The sequence below is a fragment of the Jeotgalibacillus terrae genome (assembly GCF_016908195.1).
Classification (GTDB): Bacteria; Bacillota; Bacilli; order Bacillales; family Jeotgalibacillaceae; genus Jeotgalibacillus; species Jeotgalibacillus terrae.
Window position 1 is genome coordinate 130,008 of sequence record NZ_JAFBDK010000009.1, and the last position, 16,087, is coordinate 146,094.

The 16,087-nt window shown below is 43.1% G+C and carries 18 protein-coding genes; 4 read left to right on the plus strand and 14 right to left on the minus strand.

Annotated features, from left to right (window positions below; translation table 11 throughout):
* Nucleotides 1-102 precede the first annotated feature (102 nt).
* Complete coding sequence (locus JOD21_RS11105; protein WP_204729682.1) at nucleotides 103-1,617, minus strand: UDP-N-acetylmuramoyl-L-alanyl-D-glutamate--2,6-diaminopimelate ligase; 1,515 nt, start codon at nucleotides 1,615-1,617, stop codon at nucleotides 103-105.
* A gap of 116 nt (nucleotides 1,618-1,733) precedes the next feature.
* Complete coding sequence (locus JOD21_RS11110; protein WP_204729683.1) at nucleotides 1,734-2,099, minus strand: VOC family protein; 366 nt, start codon at nucleotides 2,097-2,099, stop codon at nucleotides 1,734-1,736.
* A 124-nt stretch (nucleotides 2,100-2,223) separates the two neighbouring features.
* On the opposite strand from JOD21_RS11110, the gene JOD21_RS11115 reads away from it, so the two are divergent.
* Entirely contained in the window at nucleotides 2,224-2,715 is a 492-nt protein-coding gene (locus tag JOD21_RS11115; protein WP_204729684.1) for a GNAT family N-acetyltransferase, read from the plus strand.
* Between the two features lie 278 nt (nucleotides 2,716-2,993).
* Here the strand turns inward: JOD21_RS11115 and asnB are convergent, their stop codons facing one another.
* The 6 genes from asnB to abc-f are packed head-to-tail and all read right to left on the minus strand — an operon-like array spanning nucleotide 2,994 to nucleotide 8,664.
* Entirely contained in the window at nucleotides 2,994-4,829 is a 1,836-nt protein-coding gene (gene asnB, locus JOD21_RS11120) for an asparagine synthase (glutamine-hydrolyzing) (RefSeq protein WP_204729685.1), read from the minus strand.
* A gap of 48 nt (nucleotides 4,830-4,877) precedes the next feature.
* Nucleotides 4,878-5,321, minus strand: coding sequence for a GNAT family N-acetyltransferase (locus JOD21_RS11125; protein WP_204729686.1), 444 nt, complete (start codon nucleotides 5,319-5,321; stop codon nucleotides 4,878-4,880).
* Nucleotides 5,308-6,147 (minus strand): GNAT family N-acetyltransferase, encoded by an 840-nt coding sequence (locus tag JOD21_RS11130; protein WP_204729687.1) that lies wholly within the window; start codon nucleotides 6,145-6,147, stop codon nucleotides 5,308-5,310. The genes JOD21_RS11125 and JOD21_RS11130 overlap by 14 nt, the downstream gene beginning before the upstream one ends.
* 59 nt (nucleotides 6,148-6,206) lie before the next feature.
* Nucleotides 6,207-6,590, minus strand: coding sequence for a DUF302 domain-containing protein (locus JOD21_RS11135; protein ID WP_204729688.1), 384 nt, complete (start codon nucleotides 6,588-6,590; stop codon nucleotides 6,207-6,209).
* Nucleotides 6,591-6,648: 58 nt separating this feature from the next.
* A complete protein-coding gene (locus JOD21_RS11140; RefSeq protein ID WP_204729689.1) occupies nucleotides 6,649-7,044 on the minus strand; it encodes a hypothetical protein in 396 nt (131 codons plus the stop codon).
* A gap of 54 nt (nucleotides 7,045-7,098) precedes the next feature.
* Entirely contained in the window at nucleotides 7,099-8,664 is a 1,566-nt protein-coding gene (gene abc-f, locus JOD21_RS11145) for a ribosomal protection-like ABC-F family protein (RefSeq protein ID WP_204729690.1), read from the minus strand.
* 155 nt (nucleotides 8,665-8,819) lie between these two features.
* On the opposite strand from abc-f, the gene JOD21_RS11150 reads away from it, so the two are divergent.
* Nucleotides 8,820-9,230, plus strand: coding sequence for a hypothetical protein (locus JOD21_RS11150; protein WP_204729691.1), 411 nt, complete (start codon nucleotides 8,820-8,822; stop codon nucleotides 9,228-9,230).
* Here the strand turns inward: JOD21_RS11150 and JOD21_RS11155 are convergent.
* From JOD21_RS11155 to JOD21_RS11170, 4 genes are all read right to left on the minus strand, one after another.
* On the minus strand, nucleotides 9,202-9,981 hold the full coding sequence (locus JOD21_RS11155; protein ID WP_204729692.1) for a sulfite exporter TauE/SafE family protein: 780 nt from the start codon (nucleotides 9,979-9,981) through the stop codon (nucleotides 9,202-9,204). The two genes, JOD21_RS11150 and JOD21_RS11155, sit on opposite strands and share 29 nt — an antisense overlap.
* Before the next feature lie 33 nt (nucleotides 9,982-10,014).
* Complete coding sequence (locus JOD21_RS11160) at nucleotides 10,015-10,491, minus strand: DsrE/DsrF/DrsH-like family protein (protein WP_041121392.1); 477 nt, start codon at nucleotides 10,489-10,491, stop codon at nucleotides 10,015-10,017.
* Nucleotides 10,492-10,548: 57 nt separating this feature from the next.
* Nucleotides 10,549-10,812 carry a metal-sensitive transcriptional regulator gene (locus JOD21_RS11165; protein ID WP_041121393.1) on the minus strand — a complete coding sequence of 88 codons (264 nt, stop codon included), beginning with the start codon at nucleotides 10,810-10,812 and terminating at the stop codon, nucleotides 10,549-10,551.
* 414 nt (nucleotides 10,813-11,226) lie between these two features.
* Nucleotides 11,227-12,039, minus strand: a complete 813-nt coding sequence (locus JOD21_RS11170) for an STAS domain-containing protein (protein WP_204729693.1) — start codon at nucleotides 12,037-12,039, stop codon at nucleotides 11,227-11,229.
* Between the two features lie 147 nt (nucleotides 12,040-12,186).
* Between JOD21_RS11170 and JOD21_RS11175 the strand changes: the two genes are divergently transcribed.
* Nucleotides 12,187-13,404 (plus strand): MFS transporter, encoded by a 1,218-nt coding sequence (locus JOD21_RS11175; protein WP_204729694.1) that lies wholly within the window; start codon nucleotides 12,187-12,189, stop codon nucleotides 13,402-13,404.
* 47 nt (nucleotides 13,405-13,451) lie between these two features.
* Nucleotides 13,452-13,841: a sporulation protein gene (locus tag JOD21_RS11180; protein ID WP_204729695.1), complete on the plus strand. Its 390-nt coding sequence runs from the start codon at nucleotides 13,452-13,454 to the stop codon at nucleotides 13,839-13,841.
* Nucleotides 13,842-13,883: 42 nt separating this feature from the next.
* Here the strand turns inward: JOD21_RS11180 and fdhD are convergent, their stop codons facing one another.
* Together fdhD and JOD21_RS11190 are read right to left on the minus strand one after the other, a co-directional pair.
* Nucleotides 13,884-14,696: a formate dehydrogenase accessory sulfurtransferase FdhD gene (gene fdhD / locus JOD21_RS11185; protein ID WP_204729696.1), complete on the minus strand. Its 813-nt coding sequence runs from the start codon at nucleotides 14,694-14,696 to the stop codon at nucleotides 13,884-13,886.
* 58 nt (nucleotides 14,697-14,754) lie between these two features.
* A complete protein-coding gene (locus tag JOD21_RS11190; protein ID WP_204729697.1) occupies nucleotides 14,755-16,029 on the minus strand; it encodes an L-lactate MFS transporter in 1,275 nt (424 codons plus the stop codon).
* Nucleotides 16,030-16,087: the final 58 nt, after the last annotated feature.

Consider the following 16,087-nt stretch of genomic DNA (forward strand, 5'->3'; position numbering starts at 1 on the left):
CTTATCCTCCTGTTTTGTCTTTTTTATTATTATGGCATACTTTCGCCAGGAAGGAAAAAAATGAGTGAATGTTCACAATACTTTCCGATTCACATCATGATGTTATTTACAACGCTCGATTCCCTTTACTTGTGCTTTTTTCAGTCTTGCAAAATAGTCTTTAATGATTTCTTCGTCTGAATGAGGGATATATTCCCCTTTAATAATCTGCGCACCGTTAATGCAACCGCTCGTCAGTAAAATTAAATCTCCTTCATTTGACTGGGCCAGCGCTTTTAATACACCTTCTTTTCTTGTTAAAGAAGTAGTAATCGAAGGGTCATAAGGATTTTTAAAGCCTGTCATTACCTGATCGACAACTTTACCAGGGTCATGATGACCGGGATGGTCAACAGTGACCACGATTTCATCTGCCTGTCCCTCTGCAGTTTCAGCCATACGCGGCATTTTATTAAAATCACGAATACCGATTCCGGCGATCATCGCAATCATTTTCTGATGAGGCAGCTTTTTCGCTTCAGCCAATAAGCTATTTAATGCAACCGGCGTGTGTGCGTAATCAATGATAATCTTGCGGCTACCATATTCTTCAATGACTTGAAAACGGCCTTTCGGATTCTCAATGTTTTTTAGCAAAGGAATGATCAGATCGATGTCAAAACCGTGATGAAGTGCAGTACCAATGGCACTGAGCAGGTTGTGCACATTATAATTCCCATATACAGATGAATTCACCAGATAAGACTGACCATTGACGAGCAGTTCAAACATCGTTCCACTCTCAGATACATGGCAATTATCAGCAATCAAATCTGCTCCTGAATGCCTGTCCAGGCTATAGGTAATCAGATCTCCCTTAAAGCGTTCTGAGAGTTCTCTGCCCATTTCATCATCTATATTGACAACTGCCGTATACGCCTGATCAAAAAGCTTCATCTTTGCTTCTTTATAGTTGGCAAATGTTTTGTGGTATTCAAGGTGTTCAGCCGAAATATTTGTGTGAATAGCTGTATCGAATTGAATGCCATGTACTCTTTTCTGGTCGATGGCGATAGATGAGACTTCCATCACGACTGCATCATCCTGTCTTGCGGACAGATCCCGAAAGATGGCATGCAGGTCTGAAGCCTCCGGTGTGGTTGGAGTACTTTTTTTATAGATAATCTCTTCCTGAGAAGCGAAAATACCGTTTGTGCCGATTGAACCGGTCTTCAAGCCACACTGAGTTAACAGAGATTTTACGAAGGCAGCAACGGTTGTTTTGCCATTGGTCCCTGTGACGCCAATCGTTTTAATGTTCCGGTCAGCCTGTTCATAAAAGAGAATGGCAAATTCGGCGAAAGCTTCACGTCCATCCTTTACTACACCGAATGCGCGGTCAGGATACTGTGCTGAAACTTTTTCAATCAGTTTCTGATCAGTTCCAATGATCATCACCGCACCATTTTCAATCGCTTCATGCATATGATTGTGCCCGTCTGAGTTTTCTCCCTTCAGGCAAAAAAATACACAATGGTCTCCGGCCTGTCTCGAATCGTATGTCATATGACTGACCTGCTTCATCGGTGTATTATAATATGCAGTGATAAACGATAATTGATTTAAATAAATAAACATGTGTCATCCCCTGTCTCTTTTTCCTGATACCTATTCCTTTCCCTTAAATTCGACAGAAAATGCACACTTGCTTATATTTAGTTCAAGCGATGTGCTTACGGTAAAATCATAACGGATTATCCATTATCACACTCGCATACCATTAAGACATTTCCATCAGGATCTTCGAACGTAAAAAACTCCTCAAACTCGATTTCACTGATATGATCAGCCTCAAAATCCTGAATGTACGCGTAACTCTTATGAATGTCTGTCGTATTAAAATGGAATAATGGTGCACGATGCTTTTTCGATTTCTTATAAATTTTCTGATCCAGTACAAGATTATGACCATCACGAAGTCTCAGCACATATAAATGGCCGTTAATAATTTCATCAGTTGGTTCAATACTTAGCAGGCCGCAATACCAGTCCCTGGCAGCTTCCACGTCTTTCACTGCAATAAAGGTTGCACCGATCTTCGGCTGAATAGGATTTTCCATATACATACCTCCTCAAAGTTCATAGAGAACCATTTCCTTACAGGTTTCAGATTTTCCTGCCTATCTGTTCAATTTGAACAAAGTGTTTTAAGATAGATGAAAAAGAGTTTATCCGGAGGGTATTATGACTGTTATCAGAAAAGCCAATGAAGCCGATATTCCGGCTATGAATGATATTTACAACCAGGCGGTTCTTGAAACCGTAGCGACATTTGATCTGAATCCTCATACGCTTGAACAGCGCACAGACTGGTTCAGCCGCTATCAGGACCGCTATCCGCTTTTTACAGCTGAGATTGATGGTGAGGTTGCCGGCTATGGCAGCCTGAGTCCGTTTCGCGATAAAGAGGCCTACAAAGATACAGTGGAGCTTTCTATCTATTTATCACCGCGTTTTCAGGGAAATGGATTAGGGAAGAACATGATGAATGTATTAATTGAGGATGCAAAGAAACGGGGATTTCATACAATTATCAGCGGAATCACAGGTGGGAATGAAGTCAGTGTCAGACTTCATGAGCGCTTCGGGTTTGAGTTTGTCGGAAATTTTAAAGAAGTTGGGCACAAGTTTGGAGAATGGCAGGACGTTCATTTTTATCAGCTGATTTTAAAGTAAGGTTACTTGGTGGCAGCAGGACGTTTTGGTGTTGCGGCTGAGATTATCTGGCGGCGGGTTAATTCCATCACCTTTTGAATTTTATCTATCAGGTCGGGTGATGATTCTGACACCTTTTAGCCGAATTCGCACTACGCCCTGGCGGCTTCAGGTAATTGTGTTACCAAACTGCATGATTCTATCACCAATCGAAATAATTCCATCACCTTTAACCATAATTCTATCGCGGTCAACCCAATGAAAAAAGCGGAAGCACCACGCTTCCGCTTTCTGCACGCTTATACGTCAAACTTCACTCCATACAATTCAAACCAGGCGTCGAGCTGGACGAGGTATGCGATCAGCTGGGGGCCTTTCATCAACTGGCCGAACCATGGCACTTTGAACGAAGCGCCGTCAGTCTGTATTAATTCTTCAAGTTTTGAACGTTCGAACAGTTCAGGTAATACTGATTGGCTTTTTGATAATACTTCACTGAGCATGCGCTTGACTGCTGCTGTATATGCCGGGTGATACGTTTTAGGGTAGGGACTCTTTTTACGATACAGTACTTCGTCAGGAAGCAGGCCTTCAAGTGACTTGCGAAGGATTCCCTTTTCCCTGCCGCCGAGCTGTTTCATCTCCCACGGAATATTCCAGGCGTATTCAACAATCCTGTGATCGGCAAATGGCACACGCACCTCCAGTCCTGCAGCCATACTCATCCGGTCTTTCCGGTCGAGCAGTGTTGTCATAAAGCTGGTCATATTTAAATAAGCCATTTCACGGCGCTTATGTGTCAGCGTATCTTCTCCATCAAACACAGGTGTTTCCGCTCTGATGGCCCGGCTTTGCTCGAGCATGCAGTCTGTCAGCTGAAGTTTTCCTCTCCACTCCGGCAGCAGAAATGCTTCTCTTTCCTGTACTGACGTAATCCATGGAAACCCCTCCTGCATCAGGAGTTCTTCACGCTGAAACCATGGATACCCACCAAAAATCTCATCCGCACACTCCCCGCTCAGTGCCACTGTGAAGTCTTTTTTCACCTGCTCGCAAAACCACAGCAGAGACGAATCAATATCAGCCATACCAGGAAGATCACGTGCACGCACGGCATCTTTCAGCCGCTGTGCCAGTTCTGACTGGGATATCACTTTATCGTGATGGATAGTTGAGAGATGTTCTGACATTTTACTGATCCAGGGGCTATCGTCACTCGGTTTAAATTGGTCCGGCTTATAATGCAGATCGTTTTCTTCATAGCTGATCGAGCACGTATGAAGCTTTTCATTCAGGTGAGCCGCTGCTACAGCACTGATTGCACTCGAATCCACACCCCCTGATAAAAAAGTGCAGATCGGCTTATCAGATATAAGCTGTCTGCTGACAGTATCCTCAAACAGCTCCCTCAGGTACACTGCTGTTTCCTCTTCACTGTGGGTATGATGCTCACTTTTCACGTTCCAGTAACGCCACTTTTTCAAACCGGTCCTGGTATATTTAAAAGCGTGTGCCGGTCTCAATTCGTCAATCCCTTTAAAGACACCGCTGCCCGGTTTTCTTGCTGGTCCGATGCTCAGTAATTCCTGCAGACCTTCCCGCGTGATCCTCGCCTGTTGATCAGGATGTGCAAGAATCGCTTTTAACTCAGAGCCAAAGATCAGTTCACCCTCTTTTTCTGCATAAAAAAACGGCTTCACCCCAAGTCTGTCACGTGCACCGAAGCACTCTTCCCGCTTGTGATCCCAAACCGCAAATGCAAATATGCCATTAAAATGGACAGGACATTCCTCTCTCCATTCGATATAAGCCCTTAGTAAGACCTCTGTATCGGATCTGGAGATAAATGAATGCCCTCTTTGTTTCAATTCGTTTCTGATTTCATCTGTATTATATAATTCACCATTATAGATCAGCGTATATTCGCCAGCCGCTGTTTTGATATTCATTGGCTGCGCACCGCCGGCAGGATCTATGACTGTCAGACGTGTATGCCCAAACAGCGCATGATGCATTGCTTTGATACCAAAAGCGTCAGGCCCTCTTTTACCAAGTGTACTGACCATCTTCTCTATGGTTTGCCATTCGCTAGTCAGCGGGCGTTTCCAGCTGATCCAGCCAGTTATTCCACACATACTCTGCCACCGCCTTTCATCAGGCATTATATGTGTGAAATAAGTTGGTTAGAACGTATAGCGGGCGACCTGCTCACCGTGAATGATTAAACCTTCCTGCTCTTTGAATCCCATCCTGACATATAAGTCTCTGGCAAACGTATTCTCCGGTTCATAAGACAGCGTGATCGTTGTATGGCGATCTTCTTTACGCTGTCTGATATCCTCTATTACACATTCAATTGCAGCCTTCCCATACCCTTTTCCCTGATATTTTTCATCAATCATCATTCTGTACATCCAGTATTCCCCGTCATCTTCATCTATCCCATATAACGTAAAGCCCACCATTTCATCGTCAGCATAAATTCCCTGAGCAACAAAACCAGGCAGGAAATTCAGCTGGGCCAGTGAAACAGCATTGGAGGCTACAAAGTATTCCTGACCCTCCCGTACTTTCAGGCTGATGGCTTTTAGCCAGTTGTCTTTATTGATTTGTTTAAGATGGACCATGTTTATTCTCCTTTTTATATGCTTTGATCAGGTCTGTAACCGGAATGCCGTCTATTGTCATTCCTGAAATGTTGCAATTTTCAAGCGCTACCCCGGACATGTCAGCTGTCCTGAAAACAGATTCACTCAAATCAGTGAACCAGAACGTTGTGTGTTGAACTGTGGAATCCGCGATAAGGCTTTCAGATAAATTTACGTTTTGAAATCTGGCCTGTTGCATAGCTGCATTTGAAATATGTAATGATCTTATATTTGCATCTGTTACTTTCACTGACTGTGCGTTGACAGAAATCAATTCCGCCTGAGAGTATTCCTGATCCTGTCTTTGAATAAAATCTCCCTTTGAACCCTCATGACCGGGAAGCTTCTTTTCAAACATTAACTCCTCTGTTTCCCATGCACACGTATAACCGGCTGACTCATAAAAATAGCGGTTGTTTATCTGCTTTGCTGATGTTTCAAGCTGCCAGCGTGTTACTTCGGGATAGATTTTTTCAATTAATTGAATAGCCTTTTTTCCATAGCCTTTTCCCTGCTGTTTTTGATCGATAAATATCCGGTCAATCCTTGCGTAGTGAGAGGCAGGTATTGTTAAAATGACTCCGCCAATTAACGTGTCACATTTGTAGATCCCGTAAGTATGAAGATGCATGATCATATAAGACATCATATCCTCAGAATCATAACCGGGCGGCTGAATATTAGCGTCCTTCTCCCCTTTAGCAAGCCAGACAGCTGCTTCTTGACTGAAAACGGCCGCTGATAAAGCTGTGAGCTCCTTGATCATTGAACTTTCTGCTTTAATTAGTTTTATTTCACTTTGCATACCTGATTCCCCCATAAAAAAAGAGGCAGCGCAAAAGAGCGCTGCCGTTCCTTTGTTTGCTATACACTTTTATCCATACACCCAATCAGACGCTGCTCAATGTCAGCAGCAAGCGTTTTAATCTCTTCATCCTCTACCATCTGGATGAGCGACGTCGGTTTAGGCATACCTATTTTTGTCGTTCCATTTTCATCGTACACAACCATCTTACAAGGCAGGAAATAACCTGCTAACAGGTTTTTCTCCAGGACATTTTTTGCTTCTTTAGGGTTACATACTTCAAGCACATGAAAGGTCTGATCAAAGTCCAGCCCTTTTTCCTGCAGCTTATTTTTGATATCGAATTGCCACAGAACGCCGAATTGTTCTTCCTTCAGATTGTTCTCGAGTGTTGTCATTGCCTCTTCAACTGACTGTTTTGTTTCCACTGTGTAATGAAACATGATGATGCCCCTTTCTGAATGAGAGTTACATCATTACAATACCCTTATGAGTATTCTCTTAATCTGAAAAATGACCATATTCCCTTAAAACACCAGTTTCAATATAACTTCTGACCAGCATTGTTTGACCTTCTTCTTCACGAAACGTTTCAAAGAACAGGCTGCCATTAGACTGCTGATCGTCATCTGATTTCACAGTCACCCATATAACCACTGTCATTTCATTATGATTTAATTGAAATCTTGCCCGCTCTTCAATGACCCACTCGTTCATACCGGATGAAATAGATTGAAAAGCATCTGACCAGCCTTTAACTGACTCTTCATATCCAAAGTCCTCCGCCTGACCATTTCTGATTTCTCTCGCTTGATATTGTGGATGAATCAAATCAGTCAGTCTCGTAATAGAAGAATCTTTCCAGGCCTCAATAAATGCTTCTATCGTTTTTTCCAATATAACAACTCCCCTCGCAATGTATATATTTCGCCTGGGCGCATGATGATTCCTTTATTTAGCAAGAAGGCGCTGCTTTTTCTGCAGGAGCATCTGAAATTCCTGGTCCAGCTCCTCACTCGGTGTTATGCTGAGACGGCTTAACACTTCTGTTATTTTCGTCTCTACCTTTAATAGTTCATCCGCTGTTTCATCGTGCTCTTTAGGCTTGTGTTCACGATAAGACTTAAAATCTCCATCGAAAACTGTCAGCTTTCCATTCTTAATCTCAAGCACTCTGTCAGCGATTTTAGTCACCATTTTCCGGTCATGTGTGATAAAAAGCACTGTTCCCCTGTACTCTTTCAGTAATCCTTCAAGCGCCTCCACTGCCTGAATATCAAGAAAGTTGGTGGGTTCATCCATAATCAGCACGTTCAGGTTGCTTACAAAGATTTTGGCAAATGCCACCTTTACCCTCTCTCCGCCTGACAGGACATGAACCGGTTTGAATACATCATCACGGTAAAAATGCAGACGCGCTAAAATCGTTCTCACAATATCTTCCGTCTGAATCGCATCTTCCATTACGTTTTCAAGAATAGTCTTATCCAGCTTCAAAATATCAAGGTTCTGACTGAAGTAACCAAACCTGACTGACGGGGACACTGTTATTCCTTCATGAGTGGCAAGTATTGACTTGATCAGCGTCGTTTTACCAGTGCCATTCCCACCAATTAAAGCTGTTTTCTGCCCGCCTTTCAGATAAAAAGGCTTAAGTGCAAACAACTCTTTATCCCCTGCACTCACGACCTGTTCTTCAAATCTGATAATCGGCCTGCCTTTCATATCTGATTCATTCGGCAGCGTCATTTTAATTGGTGCAGCCTCTTTCGGACGCTCAATCTTTTCCATCTGATCCAGTCTTGTTTCAAGTGCTTTTGCTGTCTGGCGCAGCTTCTTTTGTTTCTTTGCAAAGTAAGGTTTGGCATTTTTGGCTGATGAGGCGGTCCCATCTGTCGGCTTTACGGTTGCGCGTTTTGCCCGCTTTTCTTTTTCTTCAATGGCTGATTCCAGCTGCTTTTTCTTCCGCAAAAATTGTTCATGAGCTGCTTCCTGCTGACGGAATTCAAGCTGTTTGTGGTCAGCATAGTCCTGATAATTGCCCTTGTACTCTTTCAGCCGGCCATCTTCAATCTCCCATATTTTTGTACAAAGCAGATCCAGAAATGTCCGGTCATGTGAGACAAGAATCATTGAGCCCTGAAATCTTGTCAGATGCTGCTCCAGTGTTTTTACCCGCTCTACATCCAGATTTGTGGTCGGTTCATCAGCAAGCAGCAGGTCAGGACTCTCTGCAAATGCCTGATTAATATATGCCTGCGTCACTTCGCCTCCGCTTTGTACTGTATCTGTGTTTTTCAGCTGTGGCAAAAGGGTAATCCGGCCATTCCTGAAAATCTCACCTTCCTCCTGTTGAAGCTGTCCGCTGATCAGGTGGAGAAGCGTCGACTTCCCTGAACCATTTTTACCAACCAGCCCAATCCGGTCTTCTTTTCTGATTTCAAGATCTTCAATATCAAATAGTACCCGTTCTCTCACTGCATAATGAATATTCTTTATTGAACAAATGACAGTCATATTCTCATCCCCTATTTATCTTTATAGGGACAAAAAAGCCCCCCGTCCGTTATCACAGACAGGAGGCACTTTAGGTGTACGCAAATAAACCACGGCAGCTGCCGTGAGCGCAAACCCGGAGTGGATCAATCCTATCTGGAAAACGGATGATGCGTGTGAAGACAGACTGGTTGCATGTGTCATTCAGCACTTCATTCATCTTTGTTTTCAAAAATAGGATTAGTTCCACATTCTCCCGGGTCACCCTTTCGTTGTTTGTTATCATCATCTTATGGCAAACAGTTATTTTCTGTCAAGAAGTTTTGAGGAAGTGGGGCGAACTGGTGGAGGTTCAGGACATTACAGGGTGGGTTCATGAAATGTCATTGGTGGTTCAGAAGATTAACGCTAGTGTTCAGGAAATTTCAACGGTGGTCCAAGAGATCAACAGGACGTTTCATGAAATTATGCAATTTGACCTGCACAACTCCCATCACATTTCCCACAAAAAAAGCCCGGCTTCCCCGGAAAAATACATCCCCGGGTTCACCAGACAGTTTACATTAGAATATCCAGCCAGATTTTAATGGCAGTTGCCAGAATAATAAATGCCAGTAAGATCTGAAGAATTTTTGTATTCATTTTTTTACCCAGCTTAGCACCAAGCGGCGCAGCGATTAAGCTGGCAACCACCATCACGAGTGCAGGCATATATTCGACCTGCCCTGTTGTGACTTTACCAATTGTTGTTCCAATTGAAGCAATGAATGTAATCGCAAGTGAAGAAGCAATCGTTACCCTTGTTGGAATCTTCAGGACGACTAGCATAATCGGTACGAGTAAAAATGCACCCGCTGCTCCGACAATACCGGCGCTAATTCCTACAATGAACGCTAAAATTGCTGCAAGCCATTTATTAAATGTAATCTGATCAAAAGGAATATCCTCGCGACCCTTTTTAGGTACAAACATCATGACAGCTGCAATGAGTGCCAGTACGCCATACACTGTATTGATTGTCGCTTCAGACATCGCCTGTGAGCCTACACCGCCAATCAGACTTCCGATCAGCACACTGACTCCCATATAGACAATCAGTGTTTTATTCAGATAGCCGCCCTTCCGATACGCCCACACGCCGCCAATCGTTGCAAAGAATACCTGCACTGCTGAAATTCCTGCAACTTCATGAGCTGAGAATGCTGCGAGGCCGAATAACGGCGGGATATAAAGCAGCATCGGGTATTTGATAATCGAGCCGCCGATCCCAAGCATGCCGGAAATATAAGATCCCACAAATCCAATTAAAAATAAGACAATAAATAATTCAATACTCAAAACTCAGCCACCTCCTGGCATTCTCTTTTTGACTTAGATAAACAGATTCACATTCCCGTCTTCTGCATCTGCCAGGTATGCTGCAACGCCTGCGTATTCAATTTCTTCAAGCAGCTCTTCTTTATGAAGTCCCAGAAGATCCATTGTCATTGTACATGCAACAAGCTTTACATCCTGCTCCTGAGCCATTTCAATCAGATTCGGAAGTTCCATTGCATTATGCTTTTTCATAACGCCTTTAATCATTTTTTGACCAAGACCGCCGAAGTTCATTTTTGAGAGTCCCATTTTATCTGCACCTTTAGGCATCATTTTTCCAAACATCTTTTCCATGCCGCTCTTTTGAACTTCCACATCTCCATCTTTACGAAGTGCGTTCAACCCCCAGAACGTATGAAAGATTGTTACTTCATGATCGTAGGCTGCTGCACCGTTTGCAATAATATAGGCAGCCATCGCCTTGTCGTAGTCACCGCTGAATAATACAATCGTTGTTCGTTTCTTTTGCATAAATGTAAATCCTCCTAAATTTAATTACCCCATAGGGTATATTGTTTTTCAAAAAAATTACCTGCTTTTCACAAGCAGGTTCACCGCTTCTTTAATGACATCGTCCGGCTCAAGATTTTCGTCTTCATTTGCTTCTCTGACGCATGAGACCAGATTTTCACTCACGACTAATCCAATTGTACGGTCGATCGCAGTACGGATGGCTGACAGTTGAGTCACAACATCTTTACAATCCTTTTCTTCTTCCATCATTGCAAGTACACCGCGCAGCTGACCTTCCACCCGCTTCAGACGATGAATAGACTGCTTTGAATAATCCATGAAGTGAACCTCCCTTGCTTGTTCAATGTTTCTTACACGATTTATAATATACCCCATACGGTATATTGTCAAGGTGTTTATTCTATTTATCTTCCTATCCGACAATGAGATGGTAGTGACCGCCAATCCGGTTGCAGTAGCAGCTCCACTGAATTAAAATCAGTCATTTCAAAAATAAAGGCTTTGTTAAAGACCAATGTTGTTTTAGCATAGCTGGTGATTGCAGCGGAAGGGGGACGACTCCAGCAGGAGTAGCGTGACAGGTGAGACCCCGCAAGCGCCCCGCGCTGAGGAGGTCCAATTGAATCGGAGCCACAAGACGGCTCATGCGGAAAGCGTTCCCCCTGCAGCGGAAATCAACAGCCAGATTTAACAGAGCCAAAATAAAAAAAGGCCGCATCAGCAGCCTTCTAATTATATCGATAATCCTTCTATCGCTGTTTTTAAGTTTTTACGAATCGTCATGCCTTCGAATTTAATACCGATTTCCACAACAGCCTGTGCAATTTCAGGACGAAGACCGGTCAATATTGTTTTCACGCCGATCAGTTTCAGTGAATCAATGACCTGGGACAGCTCATTCGCCACCATTGTATCGACTGTCGGTACACCTGAAAGGTCAAGGATCAGGGTTGAATTGCGCAACTCAATACATTTATGCAGCGCAACTTCTTTTAAAATCTTTGCCCGGTCGTCATCAAGCTCGCCGATTAATGGCAGAATCGCTACATCATCATTCAATCCCACTACCGGAACTGAATATTCCATGACACTGCTTTGTGCTTTTTTCAAATAACGGCGGTAATCTTCAACATAGGTCATAGTGAATTTGCGACCTGCTTTATTAATAATCGGTTCGATATTAAAGTTAATCTCAGTGACTTCCTGTGCGGTAAAATTCAGTTCTTCCTGCTTAACAAGGATCAGATTCCAGATCATCATTCTCAGCTGGGAAAGAAGGCTGAGTCCATCGTCGAGTTCAATTCCTCTCTGGACAGCCGATTCTCCTGTTTTATGAGCCCATTCTATGACCTGTTCTTCTACTATTAACGGGTTATTTTCTTTGATCGCAGTTCCTATATAATAGATCAGGTCACTTTGCAAATCAGTCAGTTTTTTTTCGTCATTCTTCGACAGCATTAAGTCAGGGCTGCCACCATCGAGCTCCAAAGCCAGTTCATTTCTCTTTTCAATTATGTATGCACCCAATTGTTCATAAGCTTTCATTCACAAATCCCCCCTAATGTTGTCGAATCTTTACTAATATGTTCTCCTATTTCTTGAAAAAAGTAAATGTTAAATATCATGTAGACAAACGAAATAGTTTACCGCATACTTTTTCAGTAGAAACATGAAAGAAAGAAGGTTCATTAAATGCTGCACAATCGTAATGTATGGATACTGCTTTGCGGGGAGTTTATTGCCGGAGTAGGTTTATGGCTTGGGATTATTGGTAACCTGGAATTTATGCAGGAAAAGGTCCCTTCAGACTTTGTAAAGTCACTGATTCTTGGGGCAGGGCTTCTCGCAAGTATATTGATTGGACCGCTTGCAGGCAGACTGACAGATCAGCTGCATAAAAAAACGGTGATGCTGGGCTCAGGCTTCGTCAGAGCAGCCAGCGTTATTTTTATGTTAATCGCTATTCAACAGGATTCAATTATATGGATGATTGTTTTCCTGATTTTCATTCAGGTTTCAGCAGCCTTCTACTTCCCTGCACTACAGGCCGCATTGCCGCTTGTTGTAGCTGAAAAAGATCTGCTGCAGTTAAATGGGATACATATGAACGTGGCTACCTTATCACGGGTGCTTGGAACTGCTATTGCCGGGGTCTTGGTCGTGCAGCTGCCGCTTTCTCTGGTATACATTCTGTCACTTGTATCGTATCTCGTATTATTCGGACTAACCTGGCTGCTTTCATTTGAGGAGCATAAACCGGAACCCTTGCCTTCTGAGGGCAAACGGTCTGCAGGTTTTAAAGAAGTTTTCCCTATCATCAAAGGCCTGCCAATTGTCATGATGACACTGATCCTGACACTTGTACCGCTTCTGTTTATTGGCGGATTCAACCTTGTTGTCATTAATATCAGTGAAATTCAGGACAGCTCAGCCATAAAGGGCTGGATTTATACAGCGGAAGGTATTGCATTTATGGTTGGGGCGTTTGTAATTAAAAGGCTTGGGGAAGCATTTTCACCTTATACGATTTTATTTACATTTTCTTTTGTTATTGGATTTTCACAGTTGATTTTATATTTCGCTGCTATTCCGTTTCTATCAATATTATCATTTATTATTTTCGGCTTTGCCGTCGGCTGCTTTTTCCCGACAGCTGCTACCATTTTTCAGACGAGAATACCGAAAGAGTTTCATGGAAGGTTCTTTTCGTTCAGAAACATGCTCGACCGGATTGTGTTTCAAATTGTCCTATTAATGACAGGTCTGTTTCTTGATCTGATTGGACTTGTCTATATGGTGATTATTTTCGGTGTGTTTTCTCTTCTGATGACAGGGGTATTTTATATGAGGTTTTTACGGCTTCAGAACAGCGAAAAACTTGCTTCAACACCCGGCGGTATGATTAAGTGAAACCAATCGGGCGTTTCTTTCGTATAGTGACTAAAGGACGGGATGACATGTTTAATAAACTGACAAATATTTTTTCAACCGGAAAAGGAAAGGTTGATCTGGTTTTAGACCAAAACGTTTTAATACCTGGATCTCAAATTACGGGCACTTTTTATCTGCAGGGTCCGAAGAAAAAGAAAAAGGTTTCCCGGCTGGAATGTGACCTGATGGCATTTGATCCAAAGCATCTGAATGAAAAACCAGTTGAAATTGCGACAACCATTTATATGTCTAAAGAAATTGATGCTACGTTCTCAAGAGAAATCCCTTTCTCTTATACAATACCTGAGCACCTAAAAGATAAAAGCGATCAGTGCAGATACCGTTTTAGAACGAAATTAATATTTGAAGATCAGATCCAATATATTGATCACGATGAATTGAAAGCTGGTTCATAACGTATGTAGACCGGGAAACGGCATAGGCTGTTCCCGGTCTTTTTAGTATACTGGCGCTTCCTTCAGCTGAATCCGTTCAGGACAGGTATAGACGTTCAAGGAATTCCCTCTTACAAAACCGACTGTGGTCATTTGTAATTCCTCAGCTAGTTCGAGCGCACGTTCTGTTGGTGCTGACTTTGATATCACTACTTCGCAGCCGATCTTCGCCACCTTCAATAGAATTTCTGAGGATAATCTCCCGCTGAATACAATGACTTTCCCTTTTACAGATACCTGATTACGCAGACAATATCCGTAAATCTTATCAAGCGCATTATGTCTGCCGATATCCATCCGGGACAGAACGATACCGTCTTCAGTGCATAGTGCAGCGTTGTGTACACCGCCGGTTTGTCTGAAAGTATCAGCAGACTTCTGAAGCTGCTCCATCAAATGAAAGCACTGTTCAGGCTTCAGCTTCACGTGCTGCCCTGTCATTTTTTTAGCAGTCATCGCATCATTTGCAAAAACAAATCCCTGACGGCTTCCCCCGCAGCAGGACGTAATATACCGTTTATTCTGTAAGGCATCATAAAGCGGGTTAACGGGATCAGCTGTTACATGAATGAAGCCATTTTTCTGGTCCAGACGGATAGAGGTAATCGCATCGGGCTTCCTGATAACACCTTCTGAAGCGAGGTAGCCAACAGCCAGATCCTCCATATGTTCAGGAGAACACACGACGGTCACAAACTCTTCGCCGTTCAGCTTGATTGTCAAAACCTCTTCAGTCACGACTGTATCTTCAGTCCACTCTGCCTCTCCATCACGTATTTTCAGTATGCTTCTTCTTTTAATAGATTCTGCGCTCATTTGCTGTCCTCCTTTTTGTGTAAAAAAGCCCAGGCATATTCGCCCGGACTCTCAGGCATCAGCTCGTCGCTTCTGCCGGTACACGATTTTCTTCACGGATTTTCTTAATATTAACACGGATTAATAGTGAAACGATCAGCGCAACGACGAAGGCACCGGTGAAAATGTACATCGTCAGCGCGTAACTGTTTGTTGCTTCTTCGATACGCGTTACAACGCTTGGTCCTACAAGTCCTGCTGCTGCCCATGCTGTCAGGATATAGCCATGAATCGCACCAAGCTGTTTTGTTCCAAACAAGTCTCCAATGAATGCCGGAATAGAAGCAAAACCACCGCCATAACATGAAAGGATAACGAAAATTAAAATCTGGAAAATCAGTGCATTCGTCACATTTGGCAGAAGGACAAATGCTGCGATTTGTATAACAAAGAACGTTGTATACGTGTTCGGGCGGCCAATATAATCAGAAACAGATGCCCATCCGAGACGCCCTGCTCCGTTAAATACACCCATAATACCGACCATCACTGCAGCAGCTCCTGCAGACATGCCGGCTACTGACTGTGCCATCGGTGAAGCAACAGAAATAATCGCAATTCCACACGTGACATTGATAAAGAGCATCGCCCAAAGCGCCCAGAACCGAACTGTTTTAACCGCTTCATTTGCTGTCAGCTGGGCAAGGTCTCCGGTATCTTTGTTTTCCTGTTTCTCTTTCTTTTCCTCCTGCGTCATGCCTTTAGGTACATAATCAGCAGGCGGCTTCTCAAGATACAGGGAAGAGCTGAACATTAACACAAAATAGATCGCTCCGAGTAAATAGAATGTGCCTGAAATCCCAATACTATTAATGAGCGCTTCCATTACGGGACTGGCAATCATTGAAGCGAATCCAAATCCCATGATCGCAAGCCCTGTAGCAAGTCCACGTCGGTCAGGGAACCATTTTACAAGAGTGGAAACCGGTGTAATATAACCGATTCCAAGTCCGATCCCACCTAATACACCATAAAAGAAATACAATAAGTACAAGTTTCCGATACCATCAGCAAAACCAGATCCAATCATACCGATACCAAAACTGACTGCTGCGATCATACCGGACTTTCTTGGACCGTGCTTTTCGACAAAGTGCCCCATGAAAGCAGCTGAAAGACCTAAAAATAAGATTGCGATACTAAAGATTAATGCAATGTCACTTGCTGCCCATCCGTGTTTCTCATTTAGAGGGTTTGAAAATACGCTCCATGAGTATACTGATCCGATTGATATGTGTATTCCTACCGCTGCTGCTGCTATCAGCCAGCGGTTTTTAAGCTTTTTTTCAGCCATTGTTGTTCCCCCTTAGTATTTGAGACTGGGACAAAAACGTTTCGGTTTTCTAACCGGT

Coding starts and splice junctions, on each gene's coding strand:
- fdhD (WP_204729696.1), bottom strand. CDS start 14,696: ATGAGCGCAGAATCTATTAAAAGAAGAAGCATACTGAAAATACGTGAT.
- JOD21_RS11175 (WP_204729694.1), top strand. CDS start 12,187: ATGCTGCACAATCGTAATGTATGGATACTGCTTTGCGGGGAGTTTATT.
- JOD21_RS11115 (WP_204729684.1), top strand. CDS start 2,224: ATGACTGTTATCAGAAAAGCCAATGAAGCCGATATTCCGGCTATGAAT.
- JOD21_RS11105 (WP_204729682.1), bottom strand. CDS start 1,617: ATGTTTATTTATTTAAATCAATTATCGTTTATCACTGCATATTATAAT.
- JOD21_RS11180 (WP_204729695.1), top strand. CDS start 13,452: ATGTTTAATAAACTGACAAATATTTTTTCAACCGGAAAAGGAAAGGTT.
- JOD21_RS11160 (WP_041121392.1), bottom strand. CDS start 10,491: ATGCAAAAGAAACGAACAACGATTGTATTATTCAGCGGTGACTACGAC.
- JOD21_RS11190 (WP_204729697.1), bottom strand. CDS start 16,029: ATGGCTGAAAAAAAGCTTAAAAACCGCTGGCTGATAGCAGCAGCAGCG.
- asnB (WP_204729685.1), bottom strand. CDS start 4,829: ATGTGTGGAATAACTGGCTGGATCAGCTGGAAACGCCCGCTGACTAGC.
- abc-f (WP_204729690.1), bottom strand. CDS start 8,664: ATGACTGTCATTTGTTCAATAAAGAATATTCATTATGCAGTGAGAGAA.
- JOD21_RS11165 (WP_041121393.1), bottom strand. CDS start 10,812: ATGGATTATTCAAAGCAGTCTATTCATCGTCTGAAGCGGGTGGAAGGT.
- JOD21_RS11170 (WP_204729693.1), bottom strand. CDS start 12,039: ATGAAAGCTTATGAACAATTGGGTGCATACATAATTGAAAAGAGAAAT.
- JOD21_RS11130 (WP_204729687.1), bottom strand. CDS start 6,147: ATGCAAAGTGAAATAAAACTAATTAAAGCAGAAAGTTCAATGATCAAG.
- JOD21_RS11110 (WP_204729683.1), bottom strand. CDS start 2,099: ATGGAAAATCCTATTCAGCCGAAGATCGGTGCAACCTTTATTGCAGTG.
- JOD21_RS11135 (WP_204729688.1), bottom strand. CDS start 6,590: ATGTTTCATTACACAGTGGAAACAAAACAGTCAGTTGAAGAGGCAATG.
- JOD21_RS11125 (WP_204729686.1), bottom strand. CDS start 5,321: ATGGTCCATCTTAAACAAATCAATAAAGACAACTGGCTAAAAGCCATC.